Source organism: Marinomonas aquiplantarum (genome assembly GCF_003314975.1).
In the GTDB taxonomy this organism is placed as follows: Bacteria; Pseudomonadota; Gammaproteobacteria; order Pseudomonadales; family Marinomonadaceae; genus Marinomonas; species Marinomonas aquiplantarum.
In genome coordinates, this window is the sequence record NZ_QNRF01000007.1 from 51,540 (window position 1) to 72,931 (window position 21,392).

The 21,392-nt window shown below is 44.8% G+C and carries 18 protein-coding genes; 9 read left to right on the forward strand and 9 right to left on the reverse strand.

Features of this window, described 5'->3' with window-relative positions:
- The first annotated feature begins 16 nt into the window (after positions 1–16).
- The 5 genes from DFP76_RS13180 to DFP76_RS13200 are packed head-to-tail and all read left to right on the forward strand — an operon-like array spanning position 17 to position 7,754.
- Complete coding sequence (locus DFP76_RS13180; protein WP_113875110.1) at positions 17–3,088, forward strand: contractile injection system protein, VgrG/Pvc8 family; 3,072 nt, start codon at positions 17–19, stop codon at positions 3,086–3,088.
- A 2-nt stretch (positions 3,089–3,090) separates the two neighbouring features.
- Positions 3,091–5,736, forward strand: a complete 2,646-nt coding sequence (locus DFP76_RS13185) for a DUF2169 family type VI secretion system accessory protein (RefSeq protein WP_113875111.1) — start codon at positions 3,091–3,093, stop codon at positions 5,734–5,736.
- Between the two features lie 16 nt (positions 5,737–5,752).
- The gene (locus DFP76_RS13190; RefSeq protein ID WP_113875112.1) at positions 5,753–6,820 is read left to right on the forward strand and encodes a pentapeptide repeat-containing protein; all 1,068 of its coding nucleotides are present in this window, start codon (positions 5,753–5,755) and stop codon (positions 6,818–6,820) included.
- A complete protein-coding gene (locus DFP76_RS13195; protein WP_113875113.1) occupies positions 6,817–7,344 on the forward strand; it encodes a DUF3540 domain-containing protein in 528 nt (175 codons plus the stop codon). Before DFP76_RS13190 ends, DFP76_RS13195 begins: the two co-directional genes overlap by 4 nt.
- An 11-nt stretch (positions 7,345–7,355) precedes the next feature.
- Positions 7,356–7,754: a DUF4150 domain-containing protein gene (locus DFP76_RS13200; protein ID WP_113875114.1), complete on the forward strand. Its 399-nt coding sequence runs from the start codon at positions 7,356–7,358 to the stop codon at positions 7,752–7,754.
- Positions 7,755–7,777: 23 nt separating this feature from the next.
- Here the strand turns inward: DFP76_RS13200 and DFP76_RS13205 are convergent, their stop codons facing one another.
- The 8 genes from DFP76_RS13205 to DFP76_RS13240 form a co-directional block, all read right to left on the reverse strand.
- Positions 7,778–8,326: a hypothetical protein gene (locus tag DFP76_RS13205; RefSeq protein ID WP_113875115.1), complete on the reverse strand. Its 549-nt coding sequence runs from the start codon at positions 8,324–8,326 to the stop codon at positions 7,778–7,780.
- 17 nt (positions 8,327–8,343) lie between these two features.
- Complete coding sequence (locus DFP76_RS13210; RefSeq protein ID WP_113875116.1) at positions 8,344–8,772, reverse strand: SPOR domain-containing protein; 429 nt, start codon at positions 8,770–8,772, stop codon at positions 8,344–8,346.
- Positions 8,773–8,820: 48 nt separating this feature from the next.
- Positions 8,821–9,927, reverse strand: coding sequence for a sigma 54-interacting transcriptional regulator (locus DFP76_RS13215; RefSeq protein WP_113875117.1), 1,107 nt, complete (start codon positions 9,925–9,927; stop codon positions 8,821–8,823).
- A gap of 527 nt (positions 9,928–10,454) precedes the next feature.
- The gene (locus DFP76_RS13220) at positions 10,455–11,444 is read right to left on the reverse strand and encodes an isopenicillin N synthase family dioxygenase (RefSeq protein ID WP_113875118.1); all 990 of its coding nucleotides are present in this window, start codon (positions 11,442–11,444) and stop codon (positions 10,455–10,457) included.
- 101 nt (positions 11,445–11,545) lie between these two features.
- Positions 11,546–12,043, reverse strand: a complete 498-nt coding sequence (locus DFP76_RS13225; protein ID WP_113875119.1) for a nucleoside deaminase — start codon at positions 12,041–12,043, stop codon at positions 11,546–11,548.
- Positions 12,044–12,088: 45 nt separating this feature from the next.
- Positions 12,089–12,880, reverse strand: coding sequence for an ABC transporter permease (locus DFP76_RS13230; RefSeq protein ID WP_113875120.1), 792 nt, complete (start codon positions 12,878–12,880; stop codon positions 12,089–12,091).
- On the reverse strand, positions 12,858–13,640 hold the full coding sequence (locus DFP76_RS13235; protein ID WP_113875121.1) for an ABC transporter ATP-binding protein: 783 nt from the start codon (positions 13,638–13,640) through the stop codon (positions 12,858–12,860). The genes DFP76_RS13230 and DFP76_RS13235 overlap by 23 nt, the downstream gene beginning before the upstream one ends.
- A gap of 31 nt (positions 13,641–13,671) precedes the next feature.
- On the reverse strand, positions 13,672–14,652 hold the full coding sequence (locus tag DFP76_RS13240; RefSeq protein WP_113875122.1) for an ABC transporter substrate-binding protein: 981 nt from the start codon (positions 14,650–14,652) through the stop codon (positions 13,672–13,674).
- 391 nt (positions 14,653–15,043) lie between these two features.
- On the opposite strand from DFP76_RS13240, the gene xdhA reads away from it, so the two are divergent.
- The 4 genes from xdhA to DFP76_RS13260 all read left to right on the forward strand — a co-directional run bounded on the left by xdhA (position 15,044) and on the right by DFP76_RS13260 (position 20,278).
- On the forward strand, positions 15,044–16,537 hold the full coding sequence (gene xdhA, locus DFP76_RS13245) for a xanthine dehydrogenase small subunit (protein ID WP_113875123.1): 1,494 nt from the start codon (positions 15,044–15,046) through the stop codon (positions 16,535–16,537).
- The gene (xdhB, locus tag DFP76_RS13250; protein WP_113875124.1) at positions 16,530–18,869 is read left to right on the forward strand and encodes a xanthine dehydrogenase molybdopterin binding subunit; all 2,340 of its coding nucleotides are present in this window, start codon (positions 16,530–16,532) and stop codon (positions 18,867–18,869) included. Before xdhA ends, xdhB begins: the two co-directional genes overlap by 8 nt.
- Positions 18,870–18,887: 18 nt before the next feature.
- Complete coding sequence (xdhC, locus tag DFP76_RS13255) at positions 18,888–19,754, forward strand: xanthine dehydrogenase accessory protein XdhC (protein ID WP_113875125.1); 867 nt, start codon at positions 18,888–18,890, stop codon at positions 19,752–19,754.
- A 155-nt stretch (positions 19,755–19,909) separates the two neighbouring features.
- Positions 19,910–20,278: an MmcQ/YjbR family DNA-binding protein gene (locus tag DFP76_RS13260; protein WP_013795915.1), complete on the forward strand. Its 369-nt coding sequence runs from the start codon at positions 19,910–19,912 to the stop codon at positions 20,276–20,278.
- 78 nt (positions 20,279–20,356) lie between these two features.
- On the opposite strand, the gene DFP76_RS13265 is transcribed toward DFP76_RS13260, so the two are convergent.
- Positions 20,357–21,193 carry a mechanosensitive ion channel family protein gene (locus DFP76_RS13265; RefSeq protein ID WP_113875126.1) on the reverse strand — a complete coding sequence of 279 codons (837 nt, stop codon included), beginning with the start codon at positions 21,191–21,193 and terminating at the stop codon, positions 20,357–20,359.
- Positions 21,194–21,392 lie beyond the last annotated feature (199 nt).

A 21,392-nucleotide genomic window follows, 5' to 3' on the forward strand; every position in this document is an offset into this window, starting at 1 on the left:
AAGAGGCTGGGTTCTGATGAGTGACAAGATTCTACCGCTTGATTACATGGCAGTGACGCCGACACGTCAATTTCTCACCAATTTGTCTTTTGCTGTGAAAGCAGGGGGAGCAGGGCAGTTAATGAATGCCAATTATCTGCGCTTGATTTCTTTGCAAGGTCAGGAAGCCGTGTCACAACCATATCATTTTAGTCTCAGTTTACGCGCTGACGAGACTGAGCCTTACACCCTTAAAGCGGCCTCAGATAGTCATTTTTCGACGTTACCACCAGCCTCGCCAGCCAGACCAAAACTGCCCATCGTACAGGGCGTCGCGGAGAATTTGATTGGTCAGTGGACTAGGGTGACCCTAGGTTATACGCCAGTCTTTGATCCCCTTGAGATAGAGGATGAAAAATTGTTGACGGTGGCGCCTGCAGGTGTGGAGCAATTACCGTCGCGTTATTTTTATGGGCTGATTACGTCTATGAGTTTAAGTGCGCCAGGAGAGTACACAGCGGAAATGCAATCCCCTTTGTTTCCGCTGACGTTGCGAAATAAGTATGACATCTACAAAGGCAAGAAAATAACAGAGGTCATCGAGGCCTTAGTCAAGCCAGAGTTAGAGCGTTATGGCGATCAGTTTAAGGTGGATACCAGCAACATAAAGGGGCTCGCGGCTAGCCGTGAACAGGATTGGTTGCAGTCCGGAGAAACGGATTTCGCTATGTTGCAACGTTTGATGAAAAAGGCGGCGATTTATTTTTATTTCATTCATGGTCAAGATGGCCTGACTCTGGTGTTCTCAAACCAGACTTCTAAGCCAGATAATGTGAACATCCCAGGCTGTCGGAAATCGCATTTGTCACTGCGCTACAGTTATACAGATATCAAGTCTCTTGGTCTGCAGCAATCGGATTTATTCTGTAACTTACAATACCAGGTAACCATGGTGCCTGATCATTTGGAAACCGCGTTGGTGTATCGACAACCGAACTGGCGAACCAATCAGGTCGCTGGCTATGACAGTTACATTGCAGCGACGACAGAGGAAGCTGGGAAGGTAGATTATTCCTATTATCAAGCTTTTTCCTATGGCGTCGATGAAACTGAATCTAAAGAATGGTTATCCAATATGGACAGCCAGTTTGCTTGCCAACAATCCTCTTTGTCAGGGGAATGTACTTCAACCTTATTGAGCCCTGGTTACGCGTTTTATTTACATCAAATGGTGCCTGATATGACGTTAACACGCTTGATGCCGGAACAGTTCAATGATGCGTGTTTTACAGTCACCAAAGTGACTCATAAAGTCAGCCAAAGTGCGCCTTATTCGGCTTCTATTGAAGCGACGCCTATTCCTTATTTAATAGAAGAAAAGGGTATAGAGGAAAAGGGTATAGAGGAAAAAAAGGGTAAAAATGCGCAACATGAGAAAGCTCAGAATAAAACGTTTTTTGATCCTAACTCGGCAAGCCCTAACGTGGAAAGCACGGTCCGTGCAATTGATGCTAAAGCGGTGCTCATCACCCCGTTTGATTTGCAAGAGACACATCAGGGCAGTGTGCTGGCAAGAGTGTTAGAAAGCGCTGTTCCGAAAAGTGCGTATTTTTTTGAAAAGGGCAATTTTGACCCACAACTTTCCAAAGTCAGTTTTGGTGGTGCTGAAGGCGTCCCAGTGACCAAGTATAAGGAAATGGGGTGTGTTGTGCAGTTCGCCACCGATGAAGGCTCGTCGATAAAACATTGGGTGGCTTTGTCGGACAGTTCTGAAACGGCTCCGGCGGTGAATTCTATGGTGGTGGTCGCCAGAGGTGACAATGAAAGTGAAATTCCCCAGATACAACAGTCCTTGTCCTCCCACGGGCAAAAATGTATTCAACCCGCTCTTTGGAAAAGTAACAGTTGGAACTTTAATACCAATTGGGGCAGCAGCTGCAATACCAGTTATGGGGACAGTCTAAGCATTCATTTTGGCGAAGAGGTGACGCCAGATTTGGATGCCGCGATGAAAATAGTGAAAGAGGCGTATATAAACAGCTCCGTATTAGAGGCCAATATAGGTGGTGCGAATTACAATAAGGGAACTTCTTTTAGTTACTCCACCACGGAAAAAGGGGCGCAAGGATTAGCCAGCGCCAGTGTTTCAAAAGGGTGTCATTTTAGTGAAAGTAACAGTGAGCAAGATTACAGTGTCAGCTATAACAATACCCGTCAGAGTTATTCTCAGTCTAATAAGAGTGTCAATGTGTCTTCTCAAGGGCCATTTGTAGAGTCCATTGATGAAACGGATTTAAGCTTCATTAATGGCAAGATTCCTAATAAAGACATCATTGATATTTGTGATGACTTACCGGATGGGTCCAGTTTAAATCAAAGTCATGTGGTAGGAAAAAGCATTAATTTAAGTGGTACCGGCACCGCGCCTCCCAGTGTTGACAGTTATGATCAATCGGCCGTGGTGTATTCGCATTCAAAAACAGAAGGTAAGGTGGTCAATAAAAATGAGCATACAGGTGATACCACTACCTCTTCAACGACAACCGGGAATAATACCAGTACAACAACAATGAATGGCGATACCACTAATATTTCAACAACAACTGGGAATACTACGAATACGACCATAATAACTGGTGATTCATCCAATACCTCTACTACTAATGGGAACTCAACCAGTCACACCGAAGTTACCGGTAATTCAGATACTTACAGTAAGACTATTGGAAAAACCAGACAGAATGATATTTTTGTTGGGGCAAAAAACACACTGATGACTAATGTGGCTGCTACCAATACCGTTAATACATTTGTTGGAGCGTCGAATGATGTAAATTCGAAACTCTCCCTTAGTAACTCAGTAAATACTACTATCGGTGCATCAAATTCTTTATCTGCGAATTTATCTGCAAATACCTCTATTAGTGCCACTATGGGGATAGATTTATCAGTGTCGACAAGAGGAGGGTTGTTCGTTTCAGTTGATAATAATGCAGGTGTGAAAATTCAATTAGCGACTGGTAATGCAGTTATTCAGAAGCGTGAAGAGGTCGCCGCGAAGCAAGAGGGTCTTGTTGCTAAAATGGTGACCCTTGCGACCATATTATAATCATGCAAATTATTAAGCCGGGTAAGTTAAGCCTCATCAGTAAAACCTATGGTTATAACGGCCATCAGTGTGCTGTGGGAGCAATGTGTTTTTTTCAGTTAGGAGTCGATGACCTGTTGCTGACGGAGAATGGTCAGTGGCCGAGAATAACGCCTTACCTGAGTCAGGGCATTTTGTTGGACATGGGATTCGCTAAGCCTCATGGAGAATGGTTGTTGGCAGGCAGTGCTTATGCTGTGGACGCTGTACCGGTAAGGAAAATGCAAGTATCGGCTTCCTTAGGCAATACGAAAAAAACCTTGCAGGTCATAGGAGATCGGCATTGGCAAGGAGGTCTGTTTGATCTTGCCAGTAAAGCTAAGGCATTTACCCGTATGCCCCTAGGTTATCAAGGAGCTTACGGGGCTTATGATTATGCTGAGAACCCATTAGGCAAAGGTGTCATTAAAGAAAAATATAAGAACACAGAACTGGACGCTTATTTATTGCCTAACCTGTATGTTGAAAAAGACAGCACGAAAGTTGATAAGCACCCTCGTCGGCTGGCGGGGTTTGGTCCCTTGGAGATTACCTGGCCTCAACGAGCCTGTTTTCAAGGCACTTATGACCAAGATTGGTTAGAGCATGACCATCCAGGATTGCCTAAAGATACTCAGGCAAGGCTGTTTAATGCAGCCCCAGAAGATCAACAAATGCAAGGTTTTATCCTGCCGGGGACGCACTATGCTTTACAGGGATTACATAGTGAGCATCAACGGATAGAAGGGACGTTGCCAAACATCAAGGTGCGCGCCTTTATTCGTCAACAAATCGACAGTGAGTTGGCTTTTCGAGAAGTGGAAACCGCTATAGATACCGTCTGGTTTTTTCCTGAGTTATTGCTGGGTGTTGCTATTTATCGTGGTGTGACCGAGGTTGAGGATTCCGATGGCCTGGATATCAAACAGCTTATGTTGGCTTGTGAAGGGGCGCAGGATAAGCCACGTGATATGGCCTACTATGAGCATGTCTTGGCGTTACGTACTGACCCCGAAACAGCCCTTGGGCATGTGTTTAATGAATCCCAACTGATGCCGGTTAAAACTCAGGCACAGCAACAGGCTTATGATGAAATGTACGCCGAGGCAAAACGTTCTCAGCAACAAAAAGTGGCGGATATCCGGCAAAAATATCGTGCTCAAATACAAACTGATAATCCAACTGTGCCTATTCCAGCGGATAACCCTGATGATTCACAACCAGAAGATGATGAGCCTGGTCCGATTCCTCAAGCCTTGATAGACAGTGGCGATGTGGATTTAAGCTCTTATTTAGCGTACGCCAATAGGGCGGCCGATCAGGCGAGAAAGAAGGCCGATAAACAGTTAGCGGAAGCAAGGCGGCAAGCCGACAAAGCCGCAAAACGCCAGAGTACGCCCAGTGAATCTGTGGCGAGTATGAAGGCGCGAGTGAATAATCGAGTGTTTGTCACGGCAACGGACTTGATGTCGCAGGCATCGTATCAACCCCCTGAGTGGATGAGTTACATTCCAACGGCCAATGCGTTGAATTCAGAACAGCAACAAAAAGTGCGAGAAGCAGAACAATTGTCGGCCAAATCGGCTCGTGAAGCGCGACAGCATTCGCCTTCGGTGATGGTGTTGTCACAACCTTTGCCAGAGCATGGCCCTCAACAAATACGTGCTTGGGTGGAAGAGCTGATAGAAGATTCGGCGTCATTGGCCGGTAGAGATCTGGCTGGCGCAGATTTATCTGGGCTTCATTTTTCTGGCGTGGATCTGCGTGATGTGATGTTGGAAAAAGCCAATTTAACCGCTTGTCATTTTACTGATTGTCGTCTTGATGGCGCTGTTTTTACTGCGGCAACCCTTGAGGCCGCCAATTTTACCAAGAGTTCTTTGGTGAAGGTGAATTTCGCGGGTGTTCAAGCAACAGGTTCCAGCTTTCAACACACTAATTTAAGTCAGGCGAATTTTACGGAGGCCCTGTTTGATCACTGTGATTTTAAGGGGGCGGTTTTGGATGACGTCATGGCACCAAAGGTGAAGATGCTTGCTTGCTGCCTGCAAGGCATTGAATGCAATAAAGCCACCTTTGTTGAAGCGACGTTATCACAGGGGGATTGGCAACATGCCAGTTTAACAAACTGTATTTTCTTAAAAGCACAATTACAGGAGAGCAACTGGCAAGACGCCAGATTAGAGCGCTGCATGATGTTGGATTCGAAAGCACAGGGGGCGGATTTTAGCAGAGTGTGGGCAGAAAAAGTTCAGTTTAGTAATCAGGGAGATTTACAGCAGTTACAGTTGGCGAACAGTGTTTGGCGCAGTTGTGGGTTTCGTGGTGTTGATATGAGCCAAAGTGCAGGAAGGGAAGCGGTCTTTATAGAATGTGATTTTGGTGAGACTGATCTGACAGACAGCCATTTTGAACGTGCTTTGTTTCATTTTTGCATTATGACCTTAGCTAGGTTGGAACGGAGCCATTGTAAAGAGGCAATGTTTAACAGCAATTCATTGCGTAAATGCCAATTTATCGCAACGGATTTGCGTGATTGCGAATTGGTTAACAATGATATGACCGAGTCGTTGTTTGAGGATTGTTTGACGAAAGGAATGCAACAAGGGCCTATGCCGTCGATACATTAGCACGAGGAAGAGACAAATGGATAAGTTAGCACTCATTGAAGAAAAACTGGCCATGTGCCAACCCATTATGGGGCTCGATTTGAGCGGAATGACCTTTGACCAAAGCGTGCTCGAAGGAGGTGTGTTTTTGAATTGTGATTTTAACGCTAGCCATTTTGAACAATGTGATATGACTCGGGCGGTGTTTACGCAATGTGACTTTAGTAATGCTCAGCTGCATCAATGCCAGATACCACAATCGAGTTTTATTCAGTGCGATTTTAAAGGCGCTGCATGGCAGAGTAACTGCGAAATGGCCACCTTGAGTGAATGTGATTTTAGTGGCGGTCATTGGCAGGACATCAAGATACATTCAACGACATGGCATCAGTGCCTTTTTACCGAGGTTACCTTTACGTCTTGTCAGTGGGATACGGTGACCTTGTCTGAAATAGATTCCCGTCAGGCGAGGTATAAAGAGTGTACTTTTTACAATATTGTTTGGTTAAAAACTGATTTTAGTACCATTCAATTGCAAGATTGTGATTTTACTCTAGCCCTTTTGTTGGAGTGTGATTTTAGTGGGCAAAATTTTAATCATGCCAGATTAAAGCATTGTACTTGTAGTGAGAGTCGCTTTGTTGGTACTCAATTTGTTGAAGCGGATTTGGAGGGGTCTAACTTTTCAAAGTGTGAATTGACTGAGGTGGATTTTACTCAAGCCCAATTGCAACACACTTTATTTATGGAAAGCACTGTTCAGCAATGTTCTTTTGATCAGGCCGATTTAACGGAATCAAATTTTCAGCAAGCGCACATCAGCCAATCCAGTTTTACGGGGTGTGTTATGACGCAAAGTTGGATGAAAGCGCTACAAGGCGATGAGGTGGACTTTTCTAAGGCCGATTTGAGCTACGCTAATTTTTCTTACGCTCATTTGAAGCAATGTGATTTTAGTCATACTAGGTTATTACGGACTGCGATTCACCAATTGCAGGAGCAGGATTGTCAGTGGGTTGGGGCTGATAAGGCGCAATTATTAACGACGGATGCTGATCAGCAAGCCGTTGATGAAAAACTAGCAAGTTATGGAGTGTCAGCATGAAGTCGATTTTAGAAATACCGTCGAACCCTCTTCCTACTTCTGTTCCGGTTTTATATGGCGGAGTTGTCAGTGAATATGATGCCGCTGCCCAGCGCTGGGTGATTGATGATGTGTTTACGGCGAGCGTGGCGGTGAGTTTGCTGGTTCAACCTTGTCTTGGTGACAAGGTGTGCTTTGTGGAAATAGCGGGGGATTATTTTATTACGCAAATTCTTTCACGTTCGTCTCAGGTGAACGAGTTAACCATAGAGTCAGATAAAAAGATGCATTGGCTGGCACCTGAACTAAAGTTTACGGGCGTTGAAAACATAGAACTCTTGGCACTGAATAAAATTGGCTTGATCAGTAAGGATTGTGTGGTATCCGTATCCAATACTTTGTTACAACAAGCTCAAACCATGCTTCAGCATGTGGGAGAGTGTTCTTTAACCGCGAAAGGTTTGCTGAACATCAGAGGAAAGCATCAGGTAATTAGTGCAGAGGAAGATGTACGCATTGATGGTAAAAGGATCAATATGGGATAAGGAGAAAGATTATGTTCGCGAATACGCAAATGCCAGCAATGAATTTAGGCTTTCCTGATGTGTGTAAAACAATCGTTGCATTGGCTGTTGTGCCGATTCCTTATCCTAATATTGCGATGACGACAACGGCCATCCCCAATGTTCCTAATATTTTTACCATGGCCATGCCGAACCATAATTTAATGACCATGATCCCAATGTCGAATGGCAATCAAGCGGGAGCTGCTATGGGGGTGGTGTCCAGCCTTATCATTGGCCCATCACGTCATTTGTTTGGCAGTGTGAAAGTATTTACTTCGATTATGCCTGCAACCAAAATGCTATCGCCAACCGGCCAAAATGGCATGGTACCCAACGCACCAGGTTTAACCCTTACTCCCTCTCAACCTAAGGTGATGATCCTGTCATAAAAGTAGAGGGCTGATGGTCGTTTTTATGAAGGAGTATGATTTGACATTGAATGAGGGTGAAGGCCAGACGCTAACGCAAGATGATGATTTGGGGCCGGATGGTGATGTATGCTGCGGTGATCCTTGTGTTCTTCCGGCCTGCTTGTCATGTGAGCATGCTGTGGTCGCCAATTATTGAGGGCATTCGGTGAGAGCTGAGTTTGAAATTTAGTGCCGGGAGATGTGTCTGCACGGTTTGCTGGATGGTCAGATATACCTTGCATGTAATTTTTTATATGGTGATTTAATTGATGGTAAAGGGAGGATCCAACACGGGTTGGGAAGAGACCGCCAGATTGGATTTCGCCAGGACGACGCAATGAACCTGCTGGTAGGTTCATGGTTTCTAATGTACGTATGCGAATTTGTGTGGCTGAGATGTATTGGTCTATGGCATTTCCTGATAGATCGCCACCAAATGCATTGCCCAGATGGAAATGAGTGGCGGGTTTGGCTGGTGGGTTATGGTCATTTTTGTCTCTTACGACTCTGACCATTTGCTGGTAATGCCTCAGTGGTGGTAAGTAATCCATCGTATTAGTTACTCATTTTATTGGGTGTCCGCCTCCTTAGGCCATAGGCTCAGTGTAGAAGAAATTCTTTTCTTTTGTAAATCGTGTTTTTTTTGCTCTGCTTTTAAGCGGGTTGAATAGGGGCCCATTAATAGAAAATACCATTCTTTTTGTCTGTCGATCGCCTTTACTATGCTAATAGGCTCGGAGTCGTTAATGGTTTGAGCTTTGTCTATGGCTTGGCTTATTTCACTGTATAAGCCAACTCTTAAGGTAAATTTAGCCTCTTTTGGTAGAGGGGAGGTCAATAAGAGAGAGTTCATTAAATAAGGCTTAGATAGTGATTTGCTATCAATGATATAGGAAGGCGTAGCCTGCACAGAAGCATTAGGGCGTCTGGGAAGAGACAGAGTCAGAATAATGCCAGCTATGAGAATACTCACACCAACAATGATTGCTGTTTTCATATAGTCTCTTCAATTAAGTCGATTGGTCGAATGCTAGTTCTTCATGCATTAATATAGGTTTACGTCGATTTTTTTGATTTGATACTTTTTAACCAATTTTCCAAATGCACGACGTTCTTTTCCGCATAGGCTGGCGGCCTTAGTCACATTACCATCGGTGATGTGGAGTAAACGGGAAACAAATTTTGCTTCAAATGTTTCGATTGCACGGCGTTTAGCGCTTGTAAAACTCAGTCCTTCGCCCGTTTTTAAGTCATCAAAATCTACATTTAAGGCTTCTTTTATAGAGTTGTTACATAGACTTGAAAGTGCTTCGCTACTAGTCTCCATTGGAGGTGAGGTGTATAAATTTTCATTGGTAAAAGGCGATGGTTGCTCTACTAATCCTGAACCGAGAGGGGCTTCTATTTCATCTGAAACATCGAGCCATTCTCCTGAAATCATGAGATAGTATCTATGTATTGCATTTTCTAATTCACGAACATTTCCTGGCCATTCGTACTCCATAAATGAATGAAGTAGGTTTTGGCTGATTCCTTTCTTATTTAATCCATATTGGTGATTGAGTTTATCAATGAAAAAACGGGTTAAAGGGGTTATGTCTTCTTTTCTTTCTCGTAGAGAAGGAACCTTAATAGAGAGAATATATAAGCGAAAAAATAAATCTTGTCTAAAGCTGTGGGTGGCGATCTTATCTTCTAAACTGCAGTTGGAGGCCGCGATAAAACGAGCATTGGTTTTGATGACTTGATTGGAGCCAATGGGGCGATACTCCGACTCTTGCAGCACTCTTAATAACGCCGCTTGAGATTTTAGAGAGAGACTATCAATTTCATCTAGGAAAATGGTGCCATTTCGAATGGATTTGAGCAGGCCATCTTTATCGGATTTAGCGTCCGTAAAGGCGCCTTTTTTGTAACCAAATAATTCACTGGCAAATAATTCATCAGAAAAAGTAGAGCAGTTGATTGCCACAAAAGGTTGATTTGAAAGTTCGCCGCCATAGTGTAAACCTCTTGCGACCAGCTCTTTGCCTGTACCAGTTTCACCGGTAATTAAAACCGTTGTTGGGTACCTCGACATCATTTTTATAGTATTTCTAAGCTGCTTTATAACATCAGAGTTTCCTATGATATTGCAGTCAATAATATTCATAATGGGCGGCCTCTTAATCCTTGAATCTTATGTTTCTTTTTAGAAGGTACGAATATTATTCTGTGTTCTTTCTTTAGATTTCAAAAATTTAAAAACTACTTTATTAAGGCCCAATAAATCTGACGATAAAATGATTGAAATATGAGGTAATCCCAATCATTTAGAGTTTTCAGTTTATTCGATCATTTTAAAAATGACGACATTTTAAAATCCGCTTTGCTAAAATATTCGATCCTTAGACAAATCATCTTTGAAGCTTATTGGGTTGAACGAACCCTTGATTGCATTGGAAATATATATGTTGCAATTCGGGTGCCAGAAAAAAACCTTTTTAAATTAATGGGTTGATATTTCTTATGGGTTTTTTTTTACCCATTTGGGTCAGGATCTATTAGTTTAGTTGAGTTTTATTGTTTTATGAAACCCTAATTAATATCTAATTTTTCCATTTTGAAGGCGGCGGAATTAATCCGTGCATGAAGGAAATGTAAGCCAAACTGCTGTTTATGCAGTTTGACTGTATTTGTTTATTTATTTTCAACAAAGTTGGCTTGGATGCGCTGATTAAGGAAGTCATCGGCACGAATTGCTTGGTAGCGTTTGTTTGGCCCTTGAATGATTTGTGATTTGTTAGCCTGACAAAAGAAGGCAATGGAATGGCGGCTACCACAGTATTCATCAACTCTTGGCTGGCGTACGCGGTGCAGGTTGGATTTGAGTTGGTCATCACTCCAGCGCATCAGCATGTCGCCAATGTTGCATGTAATCACATCGCCACGTGGGGGAATGTTGGTCCAGCGTTGGCTTTGTGCTTCTTCCCCAGGACAGACTTGTAATCCTCCATGACCTTCATGTTGGAAGAGCAAAGTCAGGCAATCAAAATTGGTATGAGCACCAGCTCGCCAAATATTGCCTTGTTCCGTCACACCTTGAGTTGGGTAGTAATGCAATAAACGTAAGGTGCTTTGGTAGTCGGTTTGGTGTGGATCATGGGCTTTGCTGAAGAAATCCTGTTCAAAGCCCAATTTTTCAGCAAAGCAAGACAGTACCTTCATGCCCACTTCCCAGCATTGTTTTTCAAATGCCAGCGTATTCGCCTGAAAGTTGGGCAGCTCTTCCTCGGTAGGCCAGAGTCTATCCATATGGTATTGAGTAATTTGATAGGATTCTTTTTGATCTTGGGTGCCGGTAGAAGGGCGAATTTGACTGCGACTTTCCCAACCGGCGTTAACACCTTTGGGTCTTGGGTATTTGCCTTTGATGCTTTCAGGTAGAGCAAAGAAACGTTCGGATTCCGCAAAAGCAGCATCAATATCTTGCTGGGTAATCCCATGGTGGCTAAGTTGGAAAAAACCAATTTCGGTAGCGGCTAACCAAAGTTGTTCGCGTATTTCATCGCGACGATTTTCAAAATCGCTCATATCGATGACGCGAACTTCTCTGTCGTCGGCGTCTTGTCCAGCACCACCAAAGGTTGTTTCACGATTGAGTTCTTCAAGTGAGTATGAAGCGGTCATAACATCTCCTAATCTTACTGTTGGGAAATGGAGCAATGACCTAGCGAGACTGGTTTGAATCGCCTGACAGCTTCTACTCCGAATTTTATAAAATTTTGGTATTACCAGAAATCTTCATGCAATTTTGCGGCCTCTTTTTCCAAGCAAGGACCAATCACTTTGACTTTACGCTGACCAGAGTCAAACACAGTACGACAGGGAAGGTCCAAGGTTGGGTTTTCAGGGTGATTACCAGTAATGCCTTTCAGGCTGGCTTCACTTAGGCCATAGACTAGGCGTCCTAATCCTGCCCAGTAGGAAGCGCCAGCGCACATAGCACAGGGTTCTGCCGAGACATACATGGTGCATTTGGCGAGAAAGTCAGGGCGATACGCTTTGCTGGCGCGTGTCATTAACTTACGTTCGGCGTGACCTGTCATATCAAAGTCAGGTAAATAGCCATTCACTTGAGTCATCAGGACTTCGCCTTGTGCGTCTACCAATAGGGCGGCGAATGGGTGAATGCCTTGTTGTTTAGCTTCTTCAGCCAAAGCAAAGCTTTGACGGAGGAAGGTTTTATCTTGTTCGGACAATGTGGTGTCTTGTGCTGATAAGGTCATGCTTATTCTCTAAATATTCTTCTCTATGTACGTAATCTCTCTCGGCTATTTTTTCTTCGGTAAACTCCAAGGAAAGAACCAAGCCTGAATCCACTGCACAGACTTAAACAACAATAAGCTGATGACGGATAAGAAGATTAAACCGGCAAACGCCTGAGGGATCTTAAAGAAAGAGGTGGAGAACTGGATGAAATACCCCAACCCTTCTTCTGCGGCGACAAACTCTGCTACCACAGCGCCGATAATGGCTAAGGTAATAGAGACACGTAAGCCACTAAAAATATGCGGGATGGCATAGGGAATACGAATTTGCCAGGTTTCACGGTAGCGCGGTGCTCGTAAGGATTGGCTGAGTTCGATCATTTCCGGCGGTGTTTCCAACATGCCTGTGGTGGTTGATACAACCAAGGGAAAGAAGGTGATCAAACAAGTAATCAATACACGAGATGGGTCGTCTGTGCCCAGTAAGACAATAATCAATGGTGCGACTGCCACCACAGGCGTGGATTGGATGACGATCAAGGCAGGGTACAGAATGCGATTCATCAATTGGGAGCGCATCATACCGATCGACAAAGGAATGGCGATCATGATCGACAGCACAAATCCCATCAGAGCCACTCTTAATGTGGCCCACAAATGTATCATCCAACGCGAAAATTCCACGTTAAAGAAGGCGGTTATAATGGCAGATGGCGAAGGTAAAATGTAATTTGGTACCTTACCAACACGACAAATAAGCTCCCATAATAAAACTAAACCAATAAAGAAAAGCGCAGGAGCGAAACGGTTTGCTTGCTGAGCAAGCCAAAGCTTAGGCTGGGACGTCTGGTTCATAAATATAGCCTCGAATTAGGTCGGTTAGCTCAGCAAAGCGTGGGGAGTTGATGGTTTTAGAAGAGCGAGGGCGAGGTAAATCCACTTCGATCAGGTCTAAAACTGTACCAGGACGTTTACTCATCACCAGAATTCGGTCAGAGAGCAATACGGCTTCACTGATGGAGTGGGTGATGAATAGGACCGTTTTAGGGTGCTCACGCCATATTTTTAACAGATCGAAACCGATCTGTTCTCGTGTTAAGGCGTCTAACGCAGAAAAAGGTTCGTCCATTAGTAGAATGTCAGGGTTCAACAGCAAAGCGCGAATTATGCCAACCCTTTGCTGCATACCGCCAGACAGTTCATCGGGCATTTTGTCGGCGAATTGTGTTAATCCAGCCATTTCCAGTAATTCGTTAGCGCGTTTCTCGTCTGCTGCGGAGTAACTGCCGTATTTGTGTTTGAGCGGAAATAAGACATTTTTCCGAACCGTTAGCCAAGGTAATAAATTGGCTTTTTGGAAGACAATGCCCACATCATCACGAGGCTCGGTGACGGGACGATTGAACACGGAGACTTCACCCTGAGATGGGATCAGTAAGCCAGATACCATGCGTAGTAGCGTAGATTTACCACACCCGGAAGGGCCAACTACCGCCACGAATTCGTGGCGGTGAATGTCCAAATCAATGTCTTTTACGACCAGTGGTGCTTGAGGGGCGTATTGATGGCCGACGCCTTTCATGCTGACGTAGGCTGAGTTTTTTGCTTGATCCATGTAAAGACTACCTTGATTTATAACAGTTGAATTACTTGAAGAAACGGCTGTTTACTGCTGTTTCAGGGTCAAGGGCGTCTTGGCTTAAACCATTTGCTTCGGCAGCGTATTGCCAAGTTTGTTTGATACGCTCAGACGTAAAGTGACCAAAACCATCTTGCTCTGTGACATCGTTAAAGACTAAACCTGTAATACTTTTGATCTGCGCGGCTACTATGTTGGCGTCTACTTCAGGCACCATCTTGTGAAGATCTTCTCCAGCGGTTTGTGGATTTTCATAGGTAAATTTCACCGCTTTAGCAAAGGCTTTGATAAAGCGTTCCGCCACCTCTGGACGTTCTTCTAGGAAGCGCTCGGAAGCGAGTAGAGAAGAGCTGTATAAAGATAAGCCAGAATCAGACCAAGGCATTTCAACAATCTCTTTACCGGCTTCTTTAGCTTGTGCAATAAATAACGCCGTATTGGTCACCCAAGCAATGATGGCGTCGGTATTGCCCGTGATCATCATTGGAGCCAAAGCGCCAGGGTCGGACTTCACCAGCTTGATGTCATCTTCTGTTAAATTGTTTTCTTTTAACACCAAAGGTAAGAAGGCATTAGAGGAGGTAAAAGGAGAGGTCGCAATTTTTTTACCTTTTAAATCTTTAATGGAGCTTATGCCGCTGCTTTTCAGTGCGAAAAAAGCGTGAGGGGCTTGCGTGAAATAAGGCATAACCGCAACAACAGGCACGTCGTCTTGTGCTTTTGCTGCCATTAAGGCACTGATGTCGGAGCTACCAATATCAGATTGACCTGTGGCCATTTTAGTTAACGCATCGGTAGAGCCACGACCACTGGCGATACTGACTTCTAAGTCTTCCTCGGCAAAGAACCCTTGTTGAATCCCCACATAAACAGGTGCTTTATCGCCGCCCGGTAACCAATCTAGCTGAAAAGTAACTTGGTCTGCAGCAATGGCTGAAGTGCTGGCAATTAGACTGGCAAGTAAGGAAACGCGTAATGCTTTTTTCATGGATTCTCTCCGTTGGTTTACGAGGCCTTAAAGGAAAAATGTACGAAACATGATTCGTGTGTTTCATTAATATAACTTCTGCAACAATTATTCCGGTTTCTTTTTCTTGTCTTTAATAAACTTTAAGTTATTGAAATAAATAAAAAATTAAATTCGATGGAGGATTGCTAGAAAAGGTGTGAAAGGGATCAAAGTAAGCTAAACAGGGCGAACTCACCTAAAATGGATCATAAGAGTGCATTCTTGACATCATGGTTTCATAAGGTAGGGTGCATGCAAATTTGGTTGAGAGAATTGTGAAAAGGCTGGGAATGAGCTTTAATGATTAAAAGTCTGTACGATTGGTCAGGTTTTTGCATCGGTACAGGCAAAGAGACATAAGGAGAGAGCTTTGAAATTTATATTAAATGATCGCGTCGTCGAGGAAACATCGCTCCCCAGTGATTTTACCGCTTTACGCTACTTGCGAGAAAAGCGTGGTTTAACGGGGACGAAAGAAGGCTGCGCATCGGGCGATTGTGGCGCATGTACGCTCCTTGTTGGTGCGATTGAAGAGGGTGAAGTGACCTATTCCACTTTAAATGCCTGCATTACACCTGTGCAATCGTTAGCCGGTAAACATGTGGTGTCGGTTGAATATTTAGCCCAGTTGGGGGAGGGTCTTCATCCCGCTCAGCAAGCCATGGTTGATGCTCATGGTTCTCAATGTGGTTTTTGTACGCCAGGTTTTGTTTTGTCGTTGGCCGGTTTGTATGAGAATTCGTCGGTAAAAGAGCAAAACATTGACCGTGAATCTGTATGTGATGCCATTTCTGGAAATTTATGTCGCTGTACTGGCTACCGACCTATTATTGAGGCGGGGTTAGCAATGGAAGGACAGCAAGGTCATCTATTGAGTCAGCAAGACTGGCTGAAAACGGCATTAGCCGACCTAGATAACCCAGCAGCTAATACAAAGTACTTGCGTCCTACAAGCTTAGCGGAAGCTTTAGCGGCGAAAAAACAGCACCCAGAAGCGGAGTTTATTGCCGGTGGTACGGATTTAATGCTGGAAAATACCCAGCGTTATAAAGACTTTGATGTACTGATTGATCTTAACAATGTGGCTGAGATTCAGCAGTTAGAAGAACAGGGTGAGCAACTTATCATTGGGGCTGGGGTCACTTACAGCCAATTAGAAAATTTCAGTAAAAGCGCTTATCCGCACCTTTATCACCTGTTAAGTCGGATTGCGTCACGACAAATTCGTAATCGCGGCACCATTGGCGGCAATGTGGCAAATGGCTCTCCGATTGCGGATATGCCGCCAATTTTGTTGGCGTTTGATGCCGACGTAAGGTTGGACAAAGTCGATGGTTCTAGCCGTACGGTGAAGATGTCAGACTTCTATTTAGGCTACAAGCAAACCCAATTAGCAGAGGATGAATGCATTGTCGCGTTTCATCTCTCGCTTGATAAGCTTGCTGAGTTTCATCGCTTTTATAAAGTCTCGAAGCGCATGGAAGACGATATTTCCAGTGTTCTATTGGCAGCACGTTTTACCCTCAATGGAGACCAGATGACTGAGGTTCGCCTCGCGTTTGGCGGTATGGCAGCAACACCTATTCGCGTGAAAGCGGCGGAAGCCTGTTTACAGACTGCAAAGGTCACAGATGACGTGGCGTTAGAGAAAGCCTTGCAGGCTCTGCGTGAGGAGCTGAATCCCATGAGTGACATGCGTGCCAGCGCCCAATACCGTCTCGACATGGCGTGCAATTTAGTACGTAAAACATGGTTAGAGTTAAATGGTAATACAGTACCAAGCTTTTCAGGTCATCCAGTACCTGAATCTTGGTTGTCTCTCGGTCAAGAAATCGGTCAACAAGAAGGGGCAAAGCATGCGTAAATTACCAGACAATCTTGTCACCGCACAGGCTGCTAAAGCCTTACCCATTCATGAATCTGCGATGAAACATGTGACGGGAGAAGCGGTTTACATTGATGACATGCCTGAGTGGCCTAACGAGCTTCACGTCGCCACAGGCAAGTCCACCGAAGCCTTTGCCGACATAGTGTCCATTAATTTAGATAAGGTAAAAGCCTATCCAGGTGTAGTGGATGTGATTTTACAAGCAGACATTCCCGGAGACCCAGATGTTTCACCTGTTCTAAGCGGTGATATGTTGTTGGCGGGGGACTTTGTTCATTACATCGGCCAGCCTATTTTCGCCGTGGCGGCTACCAGTTTGCGTGCAGCGAAACAAGCGGTCGAGCTGGCGGAAATCACTTATCAAAGTAAAGCTGCTACCTTGCATCCGAAAGACTCACTGACGCGACAAGAATTTGTTTTGCCAACCCATACCATTAGTTGTGGAGACAGTAAAACGGCGTTAGCACAAGCTGAGCATACCTTGTCGTCGGATCTTTACATTAAAGGTCAGGAGCATTTTTATTTGGAAGGCCAAATCAGTGTCGCTGTGCCGAATGAAGACGGTGGTGTTCAGGTGTTTGCTTCCTCGCAACACCCAGCGGAAGTGCAAAAATTGGTGGCGCGGGTGTTAGATTTGCCGGTTGCTCAAGTCTTGGTGGAAACACGACGTATGGGGGGCGGCTTTGGCGGTAAAGAATCGCAGGCGGCGACACTCGGTTGTATGGCGGCCGTTCTGGCGGTGCGTAACCGTTGTCCGGTGAAATACCGTATGCCTCGTCAAGACGATATGGTGCAGACCGGTAAGCGTCACGACTTCTGGAATTCCTATCAAGTGGGCTTCACTCAGCAAGGTGAAATCGTCGCAGCAGAATATGACATGGTGGGCAAATGTGGCTGTACCGCAGACCTATCGGACGGTGTGGTCGATCGAGCCATGTTCCACGCTGATAATGCTTACTTCTTACCTAATGCCCGTATTAGTGGTTATCGAGGCAAAACCCATACGGTTTCTAATACCGCTTTCCGTGGTTTTGGTGGACCAAAAGGCGTGCTATTAGCAGAAAACATCATCGAGGAAATTGCCTGCAAAGTCGGTAAGGATCCGTTAGACATTCGTAAGCTGAATTGTTATCAAACCGGCAAAGACACTACGCCTTATGGTCAGCAGATCGAAGAAGATGTGTTGTTAACCTTGATCGAGGAGTTGGAGGTGAGTTCGGACTATCGTGCTCGCCGTGAGGCCATTAAAGCCTACAACAAACAAAGCCCGTTTTTGAAAAAGGGCTTGGCCTTAACGCCAGTGAAATTTGGTATTTCCTTTACTTCTAAACACCTTAATCAGGGCGGGGCTTTGGTGCATGTGTACACAGATGGCAGCGTTCATGTGAGTCACGGTGGTACAGAAATGGGCCAAGGTTTGTACACCAAGGTGGCACAAATTGTTGCGAAAGCCTTCGGCATTGATTATCAAAGGGTCAATGTGGGTTCTACACGTACCGATAAGGTGCCGAATGCGTCACCAACTGCCGCATCCGCGGGAACCGATTTGAACGGTATGGCGGCCTTAGACGCCGCCAATACGATTAAGGAGCGATTGCGTGAATTCGCGGTTGAGCACTTTGCTATTTCGGCAGAAGACTTTGCCATTGTCGATGATGTGGTTAGTTTGGGCACGGACAGCATGGGCTTCCCTGAGTTCATCAAGTTGGCTTATATGAATCGGGTGTCTTTGTCGTCAACAGGCTTTTATAAAACGCCAAAAATTGGTTACGACAGAAAAGCCGCAAAAGGTCGACCTTTCTTGTATTTCGCCAATGGCGCTTCGGTATCGGAAGTGATTGTCGATACCTTGACGGGAGAATACAAGGTGACGCAAGTGGACATTCTGCATGATGTAGGCGATTCCATTAACTCGCACATTGATATTGGCCAGATAGAGGGGGCCTTTGTGCAGGGCATGGGGTGGTTGACGTCAGAAGAATTGAGCTGGGACGACAAAGGGCGTATTACCACCAACAGTCCGGCTAATTATAAGATTCCAACCTCAGCCGATGTACCTGAAAAGCTCACAGTGAAGCTGTTTGATCGTGCTAACGGTGAAGAGACGGTATATCGCTCCAAAGCGGTGGGTGAGCCGCCATTGATGTTAGGGATTTCGGTTTGGTGTGCGTTAAAAGACGCGTGTGCATCGGTGTGTGATTATCAGTTATCGCCACCTTTGTCTGCACCGGCTACACCTGAAGCTGTGTATTATGCTCTGCAAGCAGCGAAAGCCTATCAGGCTGGCGCGATAGCGTCAGAGCAATAGACGAGAGGAGGTAACGCTATGATGTCTTCATTAAACTGGATTCAAGCGCTGGCTGAGGTGGAGAAGTCTGGTCAGGCTTGGGTCATGGCGACCGTTATCGGCACCAAGGGCTCGTCGCCGCGAGAATCGGCCAGCAAGATGGTGATTACTGCTGAACACAGTTTTGACACTATTGGTGGTGGCCAATTGGAATACGCTGTCTGCCAAAAAGCCCGCGCTATATTGGAGGCGGGTGAGGGTCCTTCTCACTTATTGGAAAACTTCCCGCTTGCGGCTAAAACCAATCAATGTTGTGGTGGCGCGGTGAGTGTTTTGTTGGAATATTTTCCTGAGCCTGCCGCTAAAATCACCATTTTTGGTATGGGGCACGTGGCGACGACCTTGGTCAATGTGTTGGGGCAAATGCAAGCTAAAATCCATTGGGTAGACAGTCGTACTAACCTTGCTCAAGACAAGAAAACGAGTGATTTGCCGAGCAACGTAATGCCCTTAGTATACGATTCCATGCTGGAGCATGTGGAGGCCATGGCAGCCAATGAAATAGCCTTGGTCATGACTCACGATCATGCCTTGGACTATCAGCTGGTGGAGGCCTTGTTGGATCGCAAAGATTGTCGCTTTATCGGCCTGATCGGTTCACAGACCAAAGCCATGCGCTTTAAAAAGCGTTTGGCCAGTGCCTCATTCAGTAAAGCGGAAATTGATTCGGTACACAGCCCTGTTGGTATTCCTGAAGTGGCGGGGAAAAAACCTTTTGAAATAGCCATTTCCATTGCAGGACAAATTATTCAGTTAACGCAATCCATTACTGATCAGCCTAAAAAAGTCACAGGTTTGACATGGAAGGAGATTAATAGGGCTTTGGTTGATACTAAGGGGGCTTGATTCTTTAGCCGATTAATCGCTATTTGTTGATCGTGACTATCAAGCCGTCTGGCAAAGCAAAATCAAAAAAGGGCTCTGACTGGATTACGTTCCATACATTCACTACTGTTTAAGGCGAGTAGGAAGTAAACAGATTTGACCGAAGGAGCCAAAATATGACCTATGATGACTTCAATCACTACTGTGGTTCCTTACCTGCAACGACTCATGTGGTGCAATGGGGGAATTCCCAAGTTTGGAAAGTTGGTGGGAAAGTGTTCGCTATTGGAGGTTGGAATGATAAGAAGCTTCCAGCTTTTACCTTTAAAACCTCACCACTTAATTATGATTTTTTAAGCCATAAGCAAGGCTATAGGCCCGCTCCGTATCTTGCGTCTCGCGGTATGAAATGGATACAGCAGTTTGAGGGCTCGGCGGAACTTGATGAAGAGCTTTTGTATTACCTTGCCGAATCTTATCGAATTGTGTCTTTGGGCTTAACGAAGAAAAAGCAAAAAGAGCTTGGTTTAAATCAAGAAGGTTAAGAGAACATCTGTCGATGATTGGTGTTTTTTTATGCAAATAAAGGGCGGGATAACCCCGCCCTTTATTGTCTTGGTGACTTATGATTGGGCGTTTTCGTTCACTACTATTACTTTTCGATGTGGGAAAGGGATTTCGATATTGTTGTCATCCAGTGCTTTTTTGATTTGTTCAGGTACGGAATAAAGGATGTTGAAATAATGTTCGCCTTGACAGAATGGTCGCACTAAGAAGTCGACGGAACTGTCGTTTAGTGTTTCCACTTCAATAAAGGGAGCTGGGTCTTTTAAAACGTGTGGGTGGTTCACGAGTACACTTTCAATCACTTTACGTGCTGCATCCGTATTTTCTGCGTAAGCCACTCCAAAATGCATGTCTACGCCACGTACCTGATAATGGGAGTGGTTGATGATTTGGGAACCCCAAATTTGGCTATTCGGAATGATGATTTGCTGGTTATCGAAGGTTTGTAATATGGTGGTGAATAAGTCGATTTCCGTGACGTTACCAAAACGTCCAGCTGCGTCAATGAAGTCTCCCGCTTTGTAAGGTCTGAAAATTAGCAACATCACACCCGCGGCCAGATTGGACATGGCACCTTGTAATGCTAACCCGATCGCCAAACTAGCGGCACCCAGTAAGGCAATAATAGAAGCTGTCTGTACACCAAAGCGGTTTAATACGGCAATTAGGACAAATGCCATCACGACATAACGGGCGAGGCTGCCTAAGAATCGGAACAGGGTGTCATCAAGTTTGTCGTGCTTTTTACTAATTTGTATAACAAGGTTTTTGGCTTTGTTGGCTATCCATAGGCCGATTAATAAGATGGCAATGGCAAGTAATAGGTTGGTTGCCCAAGCAATGGCGTCTGGTAAATATTGATGGATGTCGATGTCGCTGATAATGTCCTGCATGATCTTTCCTCTGAGTACTGTATTACATAGTTTCGGTAGCCATAGATATTAGACGGAAGAGATCACAGATAGTGTAATCTCTTGTTAAGGCGAATCAGAAAAGTGACTGAAGAAAGTGTCAGATGATGACATAGAAAAACATTTTCACATTGAGCCGCTTTAACAGCCTACTTAACTGGATTTTAATCGATTAGTCGGT